At 47.5% G+C, this 18,291-nt stretch carries 15 protein-coding genes and 3 tRNA genes; 11 read left to right on the forward strand and 7 right to left on the reverse strand.

Annotated features, from left to right (window positions below; all coding sequences use genetic code 11):
• Positions 1-6: 6 nt before the first annotated feature.
• The gene (gene rimO, locus NTZ10_04515; GenBank protein ID MCX5749487.1) at positions 7-1,233 is read right to left on the reverse strand and encodes a 30S ribosomal protein S12 methylthiotransferase RimO; all 1,227 of its coding nucleotides are present in this window, start codon (positions 1,231-1,233) and stop codon (positions 7-9) included.
• Between the two features lie 159 nt (positions 1,234-1,392).
• On the opposite strand from rimO, the gene NTZ10_04520 reads away from it, so the two are divergent.
• Positions 1,393-1,482, forward strand: a tRNA-Ser gene (locus tag NTZ10_04520).
• A 526-nt stretch (positions 1,483-2,008) separates the two neighbouring features.
• On the opposite strand, the gene NTZ10_04525 is transcribed toward NTZ10_04520, so the two are convergent.
• The gene (locus NTZ10_04525; protein MCX5749488.1) at positions 2,009-3,097 is read right to left on the reverse strand and encodes an ankyrin repeat domain-containing protein; all 1,089 of its coding nucleotides are present in this window, start codon (positions 3,095-3,097) and stop codon (positions 2,009-2,011) included.
• A gap of 341 nt (positions 3,098-3,438) precedes the next feature.
• Between NTZ10_04525 and NTZ10_04530 the strand changes: the two genes are divergently transcribed.
• Positions 3,439-5,196 carry a hypothetical protein gene (locus NTZ10_04530; GenBank protein MCX5749489.1) on the forward strand — a complete coding sequence of 586 codons (1,758 nt, stop codon included), beginning with the start codon at positions 3,439-3,441 and terminating at the stop codon, positions 5,194-5,196.
• Between the two features lie 16 nt (positions 5,197-5,212).
• Here NTZ10_04530 and NTZ10_04535 read toward each other — a convergent pair whose 3' ends face one another.
• On the reverse strand, positions 5,213-6,364 hold the full coding sequence (locus NTZ10_04535; GenBank protein MCX5749490.1) for a radical SAM protein: 1,152 nt from the start codon (positions 6,362-6,364) through the stop codon (positions 5,213-5,215).
• 111 nt (positions 6,365-6,475) lie between these two features.
• Here NTZ10_04535 and NTZ10_04540 point away from each other — a divergent pair, with 111 nt between their 5' ends.
• The 5 genes from NTZ10_04540 to NTZ10_04560 all read left to right on the forward strand — a co-directional run bounded on the left by NTZ10_04540 (position 6,476) and on the right by NTZ10_04560 (position 9,386).
• The gene (locus NTZ10_04540; protein ID MCX5749491.1) at positions 6,476-7,297 is read left to right on the forward strand and encodes an ATP-binding protein; all 822 of its coding nucleotides are present in this window, start codon (positions 6,476-6,478) and stop codon (positions 7,295-7,297) included.
• 13 nt (positions 7,298-7,310) lie between these two features.
• Entirely contained in the window at positions 7,311-7,709 is a 399-nt protein-coding gene (locus tag NTZ10_04545; GenBank protein MCX5749492.1) for a response regulator, read from the forward strand.
• A gap of 96 nt (positions 7,710-7,805) precedes the next feature.
• Positions 7,806-8,360 carry a hypothetical protein gene (locus NTZ10_04550; protein ID MCX5749493.1) on the forward strand — a complete coding sequence of 185 codons (555 nt, stop codon included), beginning with the start codon at positions 7,806-7,808 and terminating at the stop codon, positions 8,358-8,360.
• Positions 8,361-8,438: 78 nt separating this feature from the next.
• Entirely contained in the window at positions 8,439-9,305 is an 867-nt protein-coding gene (locus tag NTZ10_04555; protein ID MCX5749494.1) for a hypothetical protein, read from the forward strand.
• A gap of 8 nt (positions 9,306-9,313) precedes the next feature.
• Positions 9,314-9,386 (forward strand) — tRNA-Arg (locus NTZ10_04560).
• Between the two features lie 22 nt (positions 9,387-9,408).
• On the opposite strand, the gene NTZ10_04565 is transcribed toward NTZ10_04560, so the two are convergent.
• Positions 9,409-10,578, reverse strand: coding sequence for a hypothetical protein (locus NTZ10_04565; protein MCX5749495.1), 1,170 nt, complete (start codon positions 10,576-10,578; stop codon positions 9,409-9,411).
• A 161-nt stretch (positions 10,579-10,739) separates the two neighbouring features.
• Here NTZ10_04565 and rpoN point away from each other — a divergent pair, with 161 nt between their 5' ends.
• The 4 genes from rpoN (at position 10,740) to NTZ10_04585 (ending at position 15,332) form a co-directional block, all read left to right on the forward strand.
• Positions 10,740-12,101 carry an RNA polymerase factor sigma-54 gene (rpoN, locus tag NTZ10_04570; GenBank protein ID MCX5749496.1) on the forward strand — a complete coding sequence of 454 codons (1,362 nt, stop codon included), beginning with the start codon at positions 10,740-10,742 and terminating at the stop codon, positions 12,099-12,101.
• Positions 12,098-13,444: a sigma-54 dependent transcriptional regulator gene (locus NTZ10_04575; GenBank protein ID MCX5749497.1), complete on the forward strand. Its 1,347-nt coding sequence runs from the start codon at positions 12,098-12,100 to the stop codon at positions 13,442-13,444. The genes rpoN and NTZ10_04575 overlap by 4 nt, the downstream gene beginning before the upstream one ends.
• 182 nt (positions 13,445-13,626) lie before the next feature.
• Positions 13,627-13,962, forward strand: coding sequence for a hypothetical protein (locus NTZ10_04580; GenBank protein ID MCX5749498.1), 336 nt, complete (start codon positions 13,627-13,629; stop codon positions 13,960-13,962).
• Positions 13,959-15,332, forward strand: a complete 1,374-nt coding sequence (locus tag NTZ10_04585; GenBank protein ID MCX5749499.1) for a sigma-54 dependent transcriptional regulator — start codon at positions 13,959-13,961, stop codon at positions 15,330-15,332. The genes NTZ10_04580 and NTZ10_04585 overlap by 4 nt, the downstream gene beginning before the upstream one ends.
• 18 nt (positions 15,333-15,350) lie before the next feature.
• Here the strand turns inward: NTZ10_04585 and NTZ10_04590 are convergent.
• The 3 genes from NTZ10_04590 to NTZ10_04600 all read right to left on the reverse strand — a co-directional run bounded on the left by NTZ10_04590 (position 15,351) and on the right by NTZ10_04600 (position 18,289).
• Positions 15,351-15,435, reverse strand: a tRNA-Leu gene (locus NTZ10_04590).
• 7 nt (positions 15,436-15,442) lie between these two features.
• The gene (locus tag NTZ10_04595; GenBank protein MCX5749500.1) at positions 15,443-15,721 is read right to left on the reverse strand and encodes a septum formation initiator family protein; all 279 of its coding nucleotides are present in this window, start codon (positions 15,719-15,721) and stop codon (positions 15,443-15,445) included.
• A gap of 9 nt (positions 15,722-15,730) precedes the next feature.
• Complete coding sequence (locus tag NTZ10_04600) at positions 15,731-18,289, reverse strand: O-antigen ligase family protein (protein ID MCX5749501.1); 2,559 nt, start codon at positions 18,287-18,289, stop codon at positions 15,731-15,733.
• Positions 18,290-18,291 lie beyond the last annotated feature (2 nt).

The following is an 18,291-nucleotide window of genomic DNA, read 5'->3' on the forward strand; positions in this document are numbered from 1 at the left end:
GGGCCTTTAGAAATCGCTGCTGCCCGTCAGATCATGGGCATTCGCTGAGGTGATCCTTGCTTCGGCAATGTCCCCGGACCTGAGCCGCCTTTTTGCCCTGACAAGGACTTTTCCGTCTATTTCCGGAGCGTCGCGGAAACTGCGGCCGACAAAATATTCTTTCCCGTGGTTTTCGATGATGACTTTGACGGTCCTGCCGATGAACGCCTTATTGATCTTTCTTGATATCCCCTCCTGCATCTGCATCAGTTTCCTGACCCTGGTATTCTTGATCTTTTCGGGGACCTGGTTCTCCATCTTTGCCGCTGAAGTGCCTTCTTCCCTGCTGTAGGGGAACACGCCGACCCTGTCAAATCCCATCTTTTTGATGAAGCCGCGCAATTCATTAAAATCTTTTTCAGTCTCTCCCGGGAACCCGGCGATGAAAGTCGTCCTGATACAGATACCCGGGACCGTTTTTCTTAATTTTGAGACCAGACGGGTCAGGTCATTCTTTGAATATTTTCTGTTCATCGATCTTAATATCTTATCGCTCGCGTGCTGCATCGGGAGGTCGATATATTTTAAGATCTTTTGTTCTTTGGCGATGGCATCGATCAGAGCGTCCGTAACATGCTTCGGGTGCGCGTACATTATCCTTATCCATTCAACTCCTATTACGGCCGCCGTTTTTCTGAGAAGACCAGGAAGATCGGGGTATGCGGTAGTATCCTGCGCGATATAGATTATCTCTTTTACTCCTTTTTTAGCCAGCATCTTTACTTCCTTCAGGATATCCTCAGGTTTTCTTGAGACCCGTCTTCCCCTGATCTTCGGTATCAGGCAATAAGAACAATCATTGTCGCAGCCTTCCGAGATCTTAACGTAAGCTGTCCACGGGCGCGTTGCTTTGACGCGCGGAGATCTTGAATCGTAAAGTTTTATGCTGTCGACGAACGAATTTACTCCGTCCATTTTTATTCTTTTATTTTTGATCCCCAGGTATTTTGGCAGGCATCCCGCCACATAAAGTTTCTTGCATTTTCCTTTTTTCTTCCAGGCGGCCATTTCACCTATCACTTTTTCCGCTTCGTCCCTTGCGGTCTTAATGAAAGCGCAGGTGTTCACAATGATGATCTCGGCCTCTCTGGGATTTAAGGAGATCGTGTGCCCGGAAGCCGCCAGATGGCCCATCAGCACCTCCGAATCGGTGAGATTCTTAGGGCAACCGAGACTTACAACATATGCCTTCATAATAAAAGTATAACAGGGATAAGACCTGTTTATCGCAGTGAAAATTGAAATAACTATGTTTGTTATATATAATGAGGGAGAGCAGCGAGCCGGATTATTTCCGGCGAGCGTTGAGAGGGATCCTTCCCTCTCAAAACGAGCGAGCGGAAGCGAGCGAGTGGAGGGGTACTCAAGTGGCTTAAGAGGGCGGTTTGCTAAACCGTTAGTGCGATGTAAGTCGCAGCGAGAGTTCAAATCTCTCCCCCTCCGATTGAGCGAAGCGAAAGCGGAGAGCCCCCCGATCAGATCGGGGGGCTTTTTTGCGTCAGCAAAAACGGGGTGAGATTTGAAAGGCAATTTGCCGCCGAGCAAAGCGAGGAAAAGCAATCGATACCCGAGCCCAAGCGAGGTGAGATTGCGACAGGCAAATCGCCATGGCCCGAAGCCCCCGCCCAAAGCGGGGCGCTTGCCCCGAGCGAATGGTGAGCGACCCTGAGCGAGCGAACGTAGTGAGCGAGTCGAAGGGGAGTCGAACCAGAGTCGAGGGGGAGGTCAAATCCCTGCCCGCCGAAGTCCCGATCTGATCGGGACGAAGGAGGGTCTCCCCCTCCGTTTTTTTGCAATATAAGGGCAATAATTTGTTGCTCTTCTTTTTTCGTCTAACAATTACACCGTTGGTAGGTGTGGTCTTTCTAACAATCTTCTACCAAAATGCGGTAAAAACTTAACAGTATATTGAAGAATAGAGGCGTTATTTCTTGGTCCGGTGAACATTAATTAACACACTTTAAGATTATTATTTGGCTCCTGCCCTGATCAATATCTCCACGATTTCTTTTTTTTTTTTTTTTTCTTCTTCATCATGGTGGGGGTTATCTGTTTTTCTTAATATTGATGCATATGAAAGAGCTGTTAATCTAAGATCATCCTTTTCTTTCAAATCAGCTCCTGCTTCAATAAGTGCTTTCGCTATCTCCGCATGTCCAACAATTGCTGCCGCTATTAAAGCCGTATGTCCTTCATGCCCCTTCGCATTCAGATTAGCCCCTGCTTTTATCAGTGCTTTTACCGTCTCTGTATGCCCAAGAATTGCTGCCTCTATCAAAGCCGTATCGTCATTATACTTCTTTGCATTCACATCAGCCCCGGCTTTTATAAGTGCTTTTACTGTTTCTGTGTTGTTAACTGCATGTATTAGAGCTGTGTAACCATATCTACTCTGGACATTTACATCAGCCCTGGCTTTGATAAATATATTAACCAATTCTGTATTCATTTCTTTATCCCATAATTTTGCCGCCGCTATGATAGGGGTATCACAATTCTGATTTTTTATATTAACATCAGCCCCGGCTTTTATAAGTGCTTTTACTACCTTTATATTCCCTCTTTCTGCTCCTCTTACTAGAGCTGTGCTGCGATAGAAATCGGTTATATTCACATCAGCCTTAGCTTCAATAAGTAATCCCGCTATTTCTGTATGCTCTTTAACTACTGCCAATATTAGGGCCGTTTGCTCATCATTATTCTTTGCGTTCGCATCAGCTCCTGCTTTTATAAGAGCTTTTGCTATATCTGTATGGCCATTGATCGCTGCCTCCATCAGAGCCGTCGTTCCAGTATCGTCCTTGGCATTCACATCAGCCTTAGTCTCAATAAGTGCTTTTACTGCTTCTACATGCCCATTGATTGTTGCCTTCATTAGAGCTGTTTGCCCAGATTTATTCTTTATATCCATAACTAACATTGGTGGTGCAAGCTGTGCAAGCAACAAAGGTCTTTCATTGTCCGAAGGATTTTTAACCTCGACATTCCCCTGATTGTTTATCCGCCCAAGATAATTAACGCTCGTGAAACTCATATTATTACTCACTGCTTGTGTCATTTTATTCTCCTTATCAGATATTCCTCAGTAGCTATATATCGATGCTATTTTTATGAAATTTCAATTGATTTTAATTAGCAATTTTAATAACCAGGAAATATTTTAGCCGTTACTAGCGAGAGGCCAAATCCACGCCCGCCGAAGTCCCGATCTGATCGGGACGAAGGATGGTCTCCCCCTCCGTTTTTTAGCAATATAAGGGCAATAATTTGTTGTCCTTATTTTTTTGTCTAACGATTACACCGTTGGTAGGTCGGGTCTTTCTAACAACTTTCCAACAGAACCAAATCAATATATTTGAAATTTTCCGATATTCTGCTCGATATGTTAATAGGAACAATATGGCACAAATAAAGGTTGCGCTTGTAAATCTTGCATCTCCGAATTTTCACGTACGTGAATTGAAGCCCGTTGCGGTCAATATTCTCGCAGGTTATTTGAGGAAAAGGGCATTAGAGCGAGGTATCCCGGTCCAAGTCAAGGTGTACGACATGCAGGAAGAGCTTGAGAAGAAAAGTATTGCGGAAAAACAGGATCATAAAGTTCTCCACAGACAGACTGCGGAATCGATTGCCGGCAGACTGGCGGCAGATCGGCCGGACATTGTCGGGCTTTCAATGAGATGGGAGACGCTCAATGCCGCCTTGTCGATAATCTCAAAGATGAGAGGGTCCGATATTTTGCCGCTTGTGATCACCGGAAACAATGTCGCCACCTATGGGAGCAGAAAACTTCTTACTCTGCCAGAATTCAAAGACACTCTCGCTGTTGAAGGGGAGGGTGAGGATGCCCTGTGCCGCATAGTCGAGAGAGCAATAACATCAGCGAGGATAAATGATCCGTCAAATTATGAGGGTATCCCAAACGTCAGGACAAAACCTGACGGCGATATTTTTAAAAAACGGGTAGACCTGATAAATTATCCCGATCTTGACTTAACTGTAGCGGAAGAACTATACAAAAACGACTGGGCCGGCGGGGTCGAGTTCAGCCGGGGGTGCCCATACCATTCCTGCCGTTATTGCTCTATCGGAGATGATTGGAAGCCTTTCAAAACAGAAATAGTGATCAACAGGATGAGACGGCTTCTGCAGGCCGATCCAAAGACCGGATTTTGGTCCAATGATTCGGAGTTTTTCGGGCACATGAACGGGAATCGTTTTTATGAGAGCATCAGGACAGCGGAGAAAGTCGCCAAAGCCATAGAAGAGCTCGGCAAAGAATTAAAGGCCGCTATTTCAGTCTCACATTTTTCCGCAAGGGTTGATAATATCTTCAAAGCACGTGACGGTGAAGACCGGAACACGGACAGGATACGCATTATCAGGAAGCTGATGCAGGCAGGTTTCGGGAAAGTATATTTAGGGATCGAATCAGGGAGCCCCTCCCAATTAATAAGGTACGGCAAGGGGGTGACGGCAAATGAGAGCAGGGAGGCCATGCGATTGCTGGATCATGAGATCCATATGCCGTTCGAACCCGGTTACATCTTTTTTGATCCTGACGCCACGATCCGGGAACTGAGAGAGAGCATGCTTTTTATCAAAGAGACAGGGCTTCATCGCAGACAATCCAGGATATTCAACACGTTAAGGCCACAGGCAGGAAGCCGGTTGACTGCACAACTTATCGCAAAAGGATTGGTCTCTCCTGATCTTGATCTGGATACGGTGTCTCATAGGATACTCGACTATTCCGATAAAGACGTGAAAGTTGTCGCCGGCCTGTACGGGCTTTGGGAAAAGCAAAGCGCTGACCTGTTCAGATATTTGAACGGTAAACTCTACTGGAAGGGGACCAATCCAAGGAATGCTATTATCGGGCCTTTTCTTGATAAGATCATCGACCTTGACCGCACATTTATTAATGGCTGCCTGGATGCATGTGAAGCCAAAAGCGATCATGGAGTTGCCATCGCGCATTTTTCAAAAGTATTTATCAATATCATCGATCGCATCAAATTCGCGTTAGCAAACCATCATATTGACGACCCTGATGGTCAGCTCCCATTATTCCTAGGTAAAGCAACGGAACGCAACATGGCACTTCCGTGCAATATAGACACCAAAGCAATGATTGACCTTCCCCCATTGTCATAACAAATAACCTGATTCCCTAAAAGAACGGATCAACAGACTGAGTGAGTTCGATATCCTCCATTTTTATCCTGCCCGCCATAAGATCATCGAGAAGGTTGTTCGCATTTTCGCGAAGGCATGTGTGATCCCTGCACATATATAAAGAGGTGAAAGCCATCTGCCTTCTAACCCTGTCTACACTGTGCCAGACCCGTTCAAATGTGTGAGAATCGTCGAGCTGGCCGATAACAGCCTGGTTCACCCCGCGGTAATCAGTACATGAATACAGCGTGCCGTTAGCTCCCACAAGGACTTTAAGAAGACTCGACGGGCACACCGTAAATTGACGGGGGACATGCCCGATATTTTCAAAGACCCCGGCTTTTCCGAGTTTCATCGGCGACCAGTCAGAGCCCGTTACGCGTGCGATCTCCGCTTCTTCCTCTCCGGAGAGAGGGAACATGGATTTGGAGGCAGGGTCCCTTGCGGGGATCAGTAGATGGCTTGCAACGCCGGCCTGTTTAAGGGCTGAAGCAAGCGGCGCGATGTCGAACACATTGTTCTGCGTATGTATCCTTTCTTCCGCGGACCTGCAAAATATCACGGTCGACACAAGTATCCTTATCCCCCTGGAAGACAAAAGGGAAAAATTATCAATAAGTTTCTGAAACGGCACATCGCCGTTCGTATGCTTAATATATTTGTCTCCATACTGGTTCATTGAGACTCTTATCGAAGAACCGGCGACCTGCTGAACTGCTACAAGGGCATCGATATGCTTATCAAGCGTGCTTCCGTTGCTGACCAGGGATATTGCTATCCCGAGCTTTGCCGCGTGCATGCAAAAATCATCAAAATATTCATATAAAGGCACTTCTCCTCCCATTATCATAAAACCTTCGATTCCAAACCTGGAGGCGTAATCCAGCAGGTCGCTTGCTATGTTCCACGGCATGCTTATTTCATCTCTTCTGAACGCGACATTGGAATCGACGCAACCCACGCATTTATAATTACAACGCCACGTCAGATCGGCTGTCATGAATATCGGCGGTATTTTCGCCAGTTTCCCCACATCCATCCCTGAATTTGCCAGAGCGGCAATTCTTGCAGAATGACGTCGAGAGAATATGTGCCTGCTTTCATAAGAAGCCGGGATTATCTTAGGTAAAATTGATGTTTTATTCATGTGTTTGCATTCCTAATTGTTATCGAACACGTTTTTGGGAAATTTCATTAAATCGTTCCGTTTGACAATTACCCGGGTTAATATATAATAATTTAAGAAGAAAAATTAAAAATGCCCACAGAAATTGAAATAAATGCGGAAAATACCGCAGGTTGTTTTCAGGCTGACAACCAATACCAGATGATCCAGGCCGAAAAGATGGACATTATCGGCAAGCTGGCAGGTAATGTCGCGCATGAGGTTAAAAATCCCCTTGAGATCGTGATGCTGGGCATCGAGTATCTGCAGAAAGTGATGAAAAATGACGGGCCTAAAAATCTGGGCATATTAAATAAAATGAAGGACGCTGTGCTCAGGGTGGATTCTTCCGTGCGCAACCTTCTTGATTTCTCAAGGATAACAAATGTGGATTTTATGGACTGCAATATCGAAAACATCATTGAAGCCTCCCTCGATCTGGTCAGCAAGCAGTTGTCTTTGAATAACATAGTTTTGGTCAAAGAATTCAAATGCAAGCATCCGGTCGTAAGGGCGGATGAGAACCGTCTGAAGCAGGTCTTTATCACGCTTTTTTTGAATTCGATCAATGTCATGTCTGGGGGCGGTACTTTGTCGGTAAGGATCAGGAATAGTAAGTTCGGCGATATCAAACATGAGACCATTGAAAAAGCGGCGCGGCTTTTTGACCCCGAAAAGACCGCCGTTGTCTGCGAAGTGGAAGATACCGGCAAAGGGATACCGCAGGATAAATTAGGCAGGGTGTTCGATCCTTTCTTCTCGAATAAACACCTTGATGAAGGTTTAAGCCTGGGGACCGCAAAATGCATCGTTGACGGCCACGGCGGCTTGATCGGCCTGGAAACCGAAGAGGGCAAGGGAACGAAACTGACGATCGTCCTTCCCGCACATCTAGGTTCAAAAAATACAGTCTGAAAAGGAGGAAGACATGAAAGCAATAAAGTTATTGTTTGTCGATGACGAGGTGGCGCTAGTCCAGATGATAAAGATTAATCTCGAGGCAATCAAGAAATATAAAGTAAAAACGGAATCCAACAGCCAGAATGCCCTGTCGGCGGCAAAAAGGTTCAAACCTGATTTTATTTTTCTGGATATAATGATGCCTGTTCTTGACGGCTACGGGGTGCTTAAACTTTTAAAAGAGGACCGCGAGACCCGGTCGATCCCCGTTATCATGCTTTCAGCCGTCACTACCGACGATGCCAAGATCAGATCTGCAGGCCTTTTTGACGAATATTATCTTGAGAAACCGGTCTCCACAGAGACGATAGAAGCCGTGATCGAAAAGATAATGAGCAGAAAATCGGGATCGGCAAATAAGCCCTGAAAATAATCCGTCGCATTAGGGCGATTATTCGTTGTTCTTCTTTTGTTTCAACACCCCCATGTTTGTTGTATAATATCCTCAAGGAGGATCTAAATAATGAAATTCTTGAAATGGCTTTTTATCGATCTTGCTGTTATCGTCCTCGCTGTTCTGGCATTTCTTTATTATATGGGGGCTTTCAGTGACCCGATAATATCGCAACGGGAGTTCGGTCCGTACACGTTCGTTTACGAAAACTTTATAGGACCTTACAACCAGGCCGGTAAAGTAATAGATAAACTCTGTTGGTCGCTGAAGCTGGACGGGTTCAGTACCGTGAACGCTATCGGCATCTATTATGACGATCCGTCAAAGGTCAGCAAGGATAAGTTAAGGAGCAATTTGGGCTGCGTGCTGGAAGCCAAGGATATCAAGAGGTTCATTCCGTTAAAGAAAAAATATAAGACCTGGACCATTAAGAAAAAACAATGCGTCATCGCGGAATTCCCGTTCAAGAATTTTCTTTCATATATGATCGCTCCCATGAAAGCCTATCCCGTTCTGATGAAATATGTCTCGGCAGAAGGATATAAACCCTCGGCTCCTATCGAGTTCTATGATATGAAGAACGGAAAGATACTCTTTATTATGGAGTCAATAAAGCGGAAATAAAAAAGGTTTTTCTTTGCAAATCCTTGACATATTCTGTATAATCATTGAAAAGCCCGGTATTTTTGAAAGGAGAATCATATGAAGATAGGTTCAAGGGAAGTTTTTGACTGCCTCGAAGTAGCTTTTGACCTGAAGAAAGTCCTGTTCGTGTTCCTGGGAGCCGCGGCCGCGTTCCTTGGCGCCATGCTTTTGTTGTGGCTTGGCAATATCCCGAAGAATTTCGCCCTGGCGGTCATTCTGCAGGTCATCGCCGCCATATATTTTTACATTGTTATGATCGGTGTTTGCGGCGGGACAAGCATTATGGTTTATAAGGAGCTCACGACCGGCGAGAAACTTTCCGTTAAGGACGCGATGTCCTTTTCAACTAAAAATCTTTTGGCGCTGGCCCTGTCCCCTGTCGTCTGGCTCGCCGTTTCCGCAGTGGTCCTGCTGGCCGAATATGCGGTATTCATGATCGGTAAATTCAGCGCGGGCCAGATAATCCTGTCACTTTTGACCGTTCCTGTCATTTTATTGAACGCTTTCCTGCTCCTGTTCCTGCTGTTCGGCACATTGCTGCTTTTTGAAATAATCGCGGTCGACGGCGCGTCGGCTCTTTCCGCTGTCGGGAAGCTATACGCCCTTACAAAAAAAGCGCCTCTCCAGATACTGATGTGCCTGGTACCGGTATCGATAGTCGGGGTGCTGGCAGGCGCTTTCGCATTCACCATATTTCTCGGGTCGAATATCATAAGCCTCGTTATTTTCGGTTCGGCATCCGGACTTTTTGCCGCGATGGCCGCGGTAGAGATACCGTCCTTTTCCCCCGCGACACAGGCGGCATGGGCCATCTTCTCATTTTTTGTCTCGATACTGTCCGGACTGATCATCTCTTATCTTTTTGTATTCCTTAAGACTTCCTGCGTTTCTATCTACATGAGCGTGAAAGAGCGTATCAAGTAGTAGCGGATGCGCTCGTAGCTTAACGGATAAAGCGTTCGCCTACGAAGCGAAAGATTGAGAGTTCAATTCTCTCCGAGCGCAGTTTTTATATTTTGTGATGCCGCTATTTTGGATTTTGTTTGAGTGGTTTGAGTGTCGGATAAAAAGGTTCGATATCTTCTTCTTCCCCGGCCGGCTCGATCTGCTTCAATTTCAAAACAGGGGGTTCGACGACATGAGTTTCGGGCTTTGGCTCAGGCGAAAATCCTATAGAAAAGTAATGCGTCGTGTTGTCCGAAATATCCCCGTACCTGTGATAAGCGTAATCGAACGAGAAAGGCGCTAATTTGAATCCCACGCCGAACGTCATGTTCGTCTCTGTACCCATTCCGGACGTGTCCGCAGCGGCCTGCTGGTCAAGCCCTGCTCTTATCGCGAGGTATTTGTTCATCTTCCATTCAAGCCCGGTATGGAAAAGCGCCGGATAATTGTCCTGGTCCATGTTCTTTTCCGCGTCAAGAAGCACCGTAAGGTCCCACGTTGAATATTTTTTTATCGCGCTCTCTCCCAGCACGCGCACTGCAAGACCTCCTTTAAAGTACGCCGGTATCCCTTCGGCGACCCCGTTCTTTTTCCAGATAAATCTGCCCCCCATGCTGGAAGGGATCACATTTGTCACAACTAAACCTATATCAAGCCATTTTCGCGCCTTCAGCTTGAGGCCGATATCCATATCGAGGCCCGTGCCGCTGGCCCCGTCAAGCGCTCCGGACGACTGTGAAAAATACTGGGTAAAATATTTGAGGGTCGCTCCGAAAGAGACGTTCTTTAATTTTTCGCTCCTGAAAAGCGAGCTCAGTCTGTTGGCGTATGACAGAAGGAATACGTTCGATGAAAAATCTGTCGTCGAATAGACCTCGGGCCTGTCGACCCCGCCCGAACTTGTCCATCTTGTGAGAGGGATCGAGCTTATCCCCGAAGACACAAAGCCCGCTCCGAGATATCCTGCCGGGACCGGTATCGCACAGCCGATGACAGTATAATTCACATCACCTATCAACGCGGCACGCATCGAAGTAAAATCAAAACCTTTGATCTGGGTCAGGCCGGAGGGGTTTAAAAATATCGCGGCCGCGTCATCCGCAAGACCGATGTATGCTTTGCCCATCGCAAGCGACCTCGCGCCCACGCCGATTATTGAAGGGTCCACCATCGAAGCCGCAAGCGCAGGGCCCGTGGCAAGCATCATAAAAAGGACGGCTGCCGCCGCTGAATTTTTTAAAGATATTCTCACAAGATATATTGTAGTCTTTCAGTTCCATATAAGTCAAGATAAACCTGCCGGGACGCGGTTTTCAATAAAAAGCTTTCCAAAAAATATCAGGCGTTATATAATAAAATAACTGAAATTTTGGAAAAATACAGCGGATAGTTAATGGGGAGAAAAATATGGGCATGACCGCCGGTCAAAACATGTTCTTGGATATTTCACTGAATATAAATCTGATGCTGAACCCCCGCATGCTGCAGATGCTGAACGTTCTGAACCTTCCGTATGCCGAGCTCGTAGAAAAGATCAAAACGGAAGCCGAAGAAAATCCGCTTATCGAAATCGAACGCAGGGACGCGATGATAGAATACCTGAGATACCACAGCAGCACGCCCCTGAAAGAGACCCCTTCCGGCCTTCCGGAAGAAGGAAGCGAGGCCGGTTTTGAGCATTACATACAAAAGGGCGTCGAACTTGTGCCCCATCTCATGTCGCAGGCCGGACTGCTCGATATTTCCGAAAAGGAAAAAGAGATCGTGACCGAACTTATAAAGCATCTCGACATCAACGGCTATATCAGGGACTGGGAAAGCGTTTCACCGGCCGTTATGAGCGCTCTCGGCGCCGCGGAAAAAGAGATCGAAGAAGCGCTCGGCCTTTTGCAAGGCCTTGAGCCTGACGGCATCGGCGCGAGAGACCTGAAAGAATGCCTTCTGATCCAGATCAGCGAATATGATTTTGAAGACGAGACCCTGGTAAAGCTGCTTAAGAAAGCCGTTTCCTCCCATCTGGACGAGATCGCTTCCAGAGACCTGGCCGCTATCTCAAAGTCGCTTGACATAACCGAAGAAGGGGCGCTCCAGATATGCGATTTCATAAAGAACAACCTGACCCCTTATCCTGGAGCCGCGTTCTCTTCATCCGCGACCCCGGCCATTCCGTCATTTTCCGTAAAAAAAGAAGGGCCGGAAATAAAACTGGTGAACCTTGAGACCAGATACGGGCCTGTCATCAAGCTGAGCCCTCAGTACCTGAAGATGCTTAAGGACCCCGGGACCGACGCGGCGACCGTCTCGTTCATCAAGGAAAAGATAGACAAGGCCAACGAGCTCATCGAGCAGCTTGCAAAGCGCGGCGAAACGCTTGAAAAGATCGCTGTAGAGATCACCGAAAAACAAAAGGATTATCTTTTCGGAAAGTCCGCTCACCCGGCCCCTCTGCTTCAAAAAAGCATCTCGGCAAAGTTCGGCATCCATCCCTCGACCGTCAGCAGGGCCGTTTCCGAAAAATATATCGAGACGCCGAAAGGCGTGATCAGCCTTAAGTCCCTTTGCCCGAAAGAGATACTGGGGACGACCACCAATTCTCTCAGGGAAAAGGTACTTCAATTGATCTCAGCAGAGGACAATAAGGCCCCGTTGTCGGACTCCGACATACAAAGGCTGCTTTCAGCCCGGGGCTTTGACATAAAAAGAAGGACCGTGACCGATTACAGGAAAAAACTTTCCATCGGCACGGTCGCAGAGCGTAAGAAAGGCAAGCCGTGAACAAGCCTAAAATACTGATAATCGACGACGATAAGAACCTGAGGGCTTCCATGAAGATGGCATTGAAGGATTCTTATGATGTGTCCGAAGCCGAAAGCGGCGAGACAGGGCTTCAAAAGATCGTCAGGGAAAGTGTCGATCTTGTGCTTCTCGACCTGCGTCTGCCCGGCACGAACGGGCTCAAGGTCCTGCAGGAGATCAAGAAGATCGACGAGACGATGAACGTAATAATGATAACCGCGGACAACACCGTCAAAAAGGCCGTTGATGCGATGAAACACGGCGCGTATGATTACATCACAAAACCGTTCGATCTTGAAGAACTGTCCCTGCTGGTCGCAAAAGCTCTTGAAAAAATATCCATACAAAAAGAGAACCTCATCCTCAGGCAGTCTATCGGTCCCTTGAAAGACCGGATGATCGGCAACAGCCGGAAGATAAAGGAACTTTTTTCGCTGATCGACGATATCGCCGGCAGCTCCGCGACAGTACTGATCCAGGGTGAGACCGGAGTGGGCAAAGAGCTCGTCGCGCGCCAGATCCACAAAAGATCCGGCCGCTCCGCCAAATTGTTCATCACGGTCAACTGCTCCGCTATTCCGGATAACCTCATAGAATCCGAACTTTTCGGCCACGAAAAAGGCTCGTTCACGGGAGCTTTCGAACGCCACCTGGGAAAATTTGAGATGGCCGACGGCGGGACGATATTCCTTGACGAGGTAGCGACCCTCGCTCCCAACATGCAGGCCAAACTGCTCCGGGTACTTCAGGAAAAGACGATCGAGCGCGTCGGTTCCGAAAGGCCTATAGATATTGACGCGAGGATAATCTCGGCCACCAATATTGACCTGAAAAAAGTCGTCGCAGAGGGCAAGTTCAGGGAGGACCTTTTTTACAGGCTGAACGTGATCCCTGTCATTGTCCCTCCCCTGCGCGAAAGAAAAGATGACATAGGCCTTCTGGCGGCGCATTTCATAAAGAAATACGCCGTAATGCTTAACAAGAACATAATCGGCATGACTGAAGAAGCCGCTCGTCTGCTGAATGATTATTCATGGCCGGGCAACGTAAGGGAACTCGGGAACCTTATCGAAAGGCTCGTCGTCCTGGGAAAGGAAAAATACATATCCGCAAAGTCCCTTCCCAGCGAGATAACAAAGGATGAAAAGTCGCCTACTATCAGGGAGATACGGCGTCTCAGCCTTAAAGAGGCCACAAAAGAGTTCGAAAAGGACTTTATCAGGCAGATAATCGTCAAAGCCGGCGGCAGCAAATCCAAAGCCGCAAAAATGCTGGGGATCCACAGGAACACTCTTCTGCAGCTTGAAAAAAAACTTAATTAGGATTACAATTGTCTTGCACATAAACATGTGCACCTGCACATTTTTATATGCATTTTTTACGGGAAGCTCTGGCTGATTTTGTTCGGATTTAGAGCGGCGGGCCTGTCCGCCGAAGCCCGGAGGGCGAAGGCGGGCAAATTGCTTATTTCCTCTTATAGATATAGCGGAAGGAGGAAAAGACCATGGAAAGTAATAATCTCGACAGGACCATCGGGAAAAGACCCTCAAAAGATCTTGAAGGCGCGTTGATGTTCGGCATCAAGGACCAGGACAAAATAGAGAAGTTCGAGGGTATCCTTACTGAAGTTTTTTGTACTTCGGACAGCATCAGCGAAGCTGTAGAAAAGATGGTGACGGCTGCCCTCACCGTGGAATTCGGCGAAAGCCTGCTTAAGAAGGATGGAGCAAAGAACATGGTATCCACAATCTCAAGAAGCATCATATCCGACAGCGAACTGAGGAAACAGTCCCTGATAATCATGGACAGGTTCGCAAAGCCAACGGAACTCAACGCATGACACCGGAATTAAAACCCGTGGTCCTCGTGGTGGACGACGAGACAAGTATAAGGGAGTCTTTTTCACTTATACTGCAGGACCAGTATAATGTGGTCGGCGTCGCTTCGGGCGAGGCCGCGGTCAAGAAGATCGTCGATTCAAGCGTAGATCTGGTATACCTTGACATCCGCATGCCCGGGATAGACGGCATTGAAACTCTCCGCAAGATAAAAGATATCGATGACACCATCGAAGTCGTGATGGTCACCGCCGTGAACGATATCCAGAAAGCCGGCGAAGCCATCCGGATAGGCGCAAATAATTATATAGTCAAGCCGTTTGACGTGGACCAGATAATCATGATGACAAAAGCGCTGACCGGAAAAAAGATACTCAAACACGAGACAAAAAAGATAAGGAACGGCGCGAAGTCGCGGCCATCGGCTCCCGAAATACCGGGGGTCTCAAAGCAGATAAGCGACGTCACGGCCAGACTGGACAAATTGTCCTCATCCGATGCTACCGTACTTTTTACCGGCGAAAGAGGTTCCGATGTCGAGAGATTCGCGTTCTTTGTCCATTTAAAAAGCGGCAGAAAAGCCCTCCCCTTCAAGGTCATCGATATAGCGCAAAACATCCAGGAAGACATCCTTTATGACAGGCTTTTCGGAAGCGGTAAAGGCTCTTTCATAAATGCTCTTGAAAAAGACACCGGCATCATTGAAGAAGCCGCCGGCGGAAGCGTCCTTATTCTGAACATCGAGAATGCGCCGCTGACGGTGCAGGACGCGCTGTTAAAATTTATTTCGGAAAGATCATTCAACCGGAGGGGAAGCCTTTTTTCCCTTTCAGCCGATGTCAGGGTGATGTTCTTCAGCTGCAAAGACCTGAAATCGCTTGCGGATGAGGGCGCTTTTTCCGCAAAGCTGCTGTCGCTCTGCAAGGACTCATCCGTGGAGATCCCGCCTCTGAACCGCAGAAAAGAAGACATCGCGAGCATAACAAGCGATATCATGGAAGAACTCAATACCGAATACAACAGGAGTTTCAAGGAATTGAGCCGGGACGCGCTTGATATTCTTTCCTCTTATTCCTGGCCCGGTGATGAATGCGAGCTAAAAAGCCTTCTGAGGCGCGTTATCTGCTCCAGGGATCAGCAGATGATCAGGGCCTCGGACCTGCCGTACGGTTTTTTCCTGGACCGCGGCTTGTTCCCTGCTTCCGAAGAAACCAGGCAGTTCTCACTTGCTGAAATGTCGTCTAAGTTCGAAAAAAACCTTATCCGAGGCGTCCTGAAAAAATGTAATTTTGACCTTAAAAAAACCGCGCAGGCGCTCAACATCACAAAGACAGCGCTGACCTCGAAGATAGAAACGCTGGAGATAGCCTGAATCAGGTCTTTTAATGAATGCCGCGGGCCGGAGTCGAACCGGCATGGATTATGCATCCAAGGGATTTTAAGTCCCTCGTGTATACCAATTCCACCACCGCGGCTGACGGTCTACTTATTATAGATTATTTTGTAGGCAGTTTCTCCGCTTTTTACCAGCCCTAATTTCTGTCTCGCGATCAACTCGATGTCATCATCGCTATTTAATGATCTCAATTTTTTGAGCAAATACTGTTTTCTCTCGGTTTCCTGCTTGACCATTACAGACATCTTTTCATTTTGCTTTTTCAGGTTTGCCAGCATATCAAGGTCATTTTTTACGGTTATGACAAGCGCGAGCAACAGAAGGATAAAGATCGTCAGGTCCCATTTTATGTTTTTTAGCGTCATCCTTCGGTCCTATTTTAAGATGTTCTTCAACTTCAAAGCCGTTTCGTTCTGGCCGTCAAGCGAAAGCGCCTGGTCGACTTCCTGTCTTGCGGTCTTGATATCGCCTTTTTTATAATAATAAAGCCCCAGCCCGCTGTGAAGCTGCGGGTAAGCCGGGTCGGACAGCATCACAGTCTGGAAAATCTCAAAAGCCTTGTCCGTCTTTCCCGTATTGACACAGATGATCCCGATACCCGTCATGGCGCGCACGTCACCGCTGTTTTTTTCCAGCACCCTAGTATAATAGTCGTTTGCCTTGTCAAACATCCCGAGATCCGTATAAATACTTCCTATCATGACTGCAACATCGATGCCGTCCGGATTTTGCGCCAGTACTTTATCGAATACCTCCGCTGCTTTTTCAGGCTCGTTCGTGAACTTGTAATATCTGTAGATCGCCTTTCCTACATCGGCAAGCGTCGGGTTCGCTGCGAATGCTTTTTCATAAAAAGAGATCGCTTCTTTAGTCCTGCCTTTTCTTTCGCTCAAGAAACCCATGTTCTGGTATGCCTCGGCATAATACGGGTCTATCTTTATAGCCGCGATCGTATAGGCCTCTGATGATTGATTAAAATCGCCGGCTTTGAGGTCGGTCAATATAAGGTATGTCCGCGCCGCCATGTAATAATTATCGGCATTATAAGGGTCGGCTTTCTGGCCCTGCTCGAATATCGAGACCGTGCGCTTTACCTGTTTTATATCTTCTTCCCTGTTGCCCGACCTGACGTTCAGCGCGGCCATTCCGAAATTCGTATAATACATCCCTTCATAAGCGGAAAAATCGAGCGCCTTTTTGTAATCGGACTGACTGGCTTCTGCCTGGTTAGAGTCGGATTCGTTCTTTGCCGTCTTGTAAAACTTGTCCGCTATATACGGAAATGCCGATATATATAAAAGCACGGCTATCAGGGCCCATGCAAGGATCACCGGCACCCAGTCCGGCCTGAAATCCTTTTTCCGCTCCTGGGTCTCTTCTTTTTTGGAAGTTATGTGCGCGGCCATTCCGATCATTATCCAGAAAAGCGATGTGATGGCCACGACCCCGAAGCTGAACTGGTTCTGGACAAGATATGCCGTCATCGCCCCGAGCAGCCCGCTGAGCATTATCTGATCTTTCGGCCGTTTTTTTATCCCCGAAATGCACAGAAAAAACACCTGCGCCAGGAGAAAAATATAGGCGCACAGGGTCACAAACCCTCTTGTAACGGTCATGTCAAGGACTTCATTATGGCAGCGGTCCTGTTTAACATGGAACGCTTCTTTGAAACGGAACATCGGGGTCTCGTACTGCGGGAATACCATCTTAATGACCTCCGGTCCCACTCCGAATACCGGCCTGTCGGGAATAAAGCGGAGCGCGGATGTCCATGTTTCAAGGCGGGATCCCGCCGCTCCCTTTAGGTCCAGCCTGGCTGCTCCGGATCTTTCCGCCACGTTTACCTCAAAAAATCTCTGGGCCTGCTGGGACCCGAGATTCATGAAAGAGAACAGCGTGACCAGGACGCAGATACCCGCGATAAGTCCCCATATCCTTATGTTGTCGAAAAATATTTTACGGCCGCACAGCAGGATGAACAGCGCGAGCGCGCATATAAGACCGAACCATCCTCCCCTGCTCTGGGTGGAGAGTATCCCCAGGAAAATGAAACAAAGAGAGACCGTCAGGATTATGTTCATCAGTCTCGTGTCAAGTTCTTCAAAATACCACGAAAAATATATGGATATGCCGAATATCAGCAAAAATGCCAGAAGCCACTGCACCAGCATCGTATTCCCTTCGGCATGGTAGATCGCGTAGATGAATATGAGAGGAGCTGAGATATAGGCCAGTGCGAATTTCGCCTGGAAGAATATCTCGTTCCAGTCGCGCCTGAAAGTCGGAGCCGCTTTCTTATACTTGGGTTTCAGCTCGATCTTATAAAGCGGATAGTTCTTTTTCAGCGTAAAAAGCAGCAGCAGCCCGAGCATGAACGTCATGTCAAGGTAAGCTGCCAGAAAGTTCGGCTGGCCTATTGTCGCTATGACCCTTTCGGCCGTAAGTACCCCGCCCCATGCGTACGGATCTATTTCCAGCCTCTGGATCAAACCGTAAGAGGACATCACGACAGCGGCCATGACGGACAGCATCAACACCCTGCGCATCTTGACTTCATCGGCCAAAAAGTTTGTCGAGATGAAGAACAGTGCCGCGTAATTTATTATCGTGATGAAGCCTTCATATCTTCCGTAAGAACCGACGATGCTTATATATACATTGATCGAAAGCAGCGTGGCGGCCGCAACGCATAACAGATACGTGACGACAGGAAGGTCGAGCCCGGTCCTGATAAGTTTTTTGCCTCCCCCGACCGATAATTTTGTCACCCACAGGCCGACGACTATCAGCGTAAGCGCTCTTATCCATGTCGCCTTGCTTAAAGAAAAGACTATGCCGATCCTTCTGTCAAAGTATAGAGGAGCAAACAGGATTATGAGCAGAATAGTGATCTCGATCGCGTAATCGATATATTTTGATATTTTTTCGGTCATCT

Source organism: Candidatus Saganbacteria bacterium, assembly GCA_026387835.1.
Taxonomy (GTDB): domain Bacteria; phylum Margulisbacteria; class WOR-1; order JAKLHX01; family JAKLHX01; genus JAPLKZ01.

Coding starts and splice junctions, on each gene's coding strand:
- rimO (MCX5749487.1), bottom strand. CDS start 1,233: ATGAAGGCATATGTTGTAAGTCTCGGTTGCCCTAAGAATCTCACCGAT.
- NTZ10_04525 (MCX5749488.1), bottom strand. CDS start 3,097: ATGACACAAGCAGTGAGTAATAATATGAGTTTCACGAGCGTTAATTAT.
- NTZ10_04530 (MCX5749489.1), top strand. CDS start 3,439: ATGGCACAAATAAAGGTTGCGCTTGTAAATCTTGCATCTCCGAATTTT.
- NTZ10_04535 (MCX5749490.1), bottom strand. CDS start 6,364: ATGAATAAAACATCAATTTTACCTAAGATAATCCCGGCTTCTTATGAA.
- NTZ10_04540 (MCX5749491.1), top strand. CDS start 6,476: ATGCCCACAGAAATTGAAATAAATGCGGAAAATACCGCAGGTTGTTTT.
- NTZ10_04545 (MCX5749492.1), top strand. CDS start 7,311: ATGAAAGCAATAAAGTTATTGTTTGTCGATGACGAGGTGGCGCTAGTC.
- NTZ10_04550 (MCX5749493.1), top strand. CDS start 7,806: ATGAAATTCTTGAAATGGCTTTTTATCGATCTTGCTGTTATCGTCCTC.
- NTZ10_04555 (MCX5749494.1), top strand. CDS start 8,439: ATGAAGATAGGTTCAAGGGAAGTTTTTGACTGCCTCGAAGTAGCTTTT.
- rpoN (MCX5749496.1), top strand. CDS start 10,740: ATGACCGCCGGTCAAAACATGTTCTTGGATATTTCACTGAATATAAAT.
- NTZ10_04580 (MCX5749498.1), top strand. CDS start 13,627: ATGGAAAGTAATAATCTCGACAGGACCATCGGGAAAAGACCCTCAAAA.
- NTZ10_04585 (MCX5749499.1), top strand. CDS start 13,959: ATGACACCGGAATTAAAACCCGTGGTCCTCGTGGTGGACGACGAGACA.
- NTZ10_04595 (MCX5749500.1), bottom strand. CDS start 15,721: ATGACGCTAAAAAACATAAAATGGGACCTGACGATCTTTATCCTTCTG.
- NTZ10_04600 (MCX5749501.1), bottom strand. CDS start 18,289: ATGACCGAAAAAATATCAAAATATATCGATTACGCGATCGAGATCACT.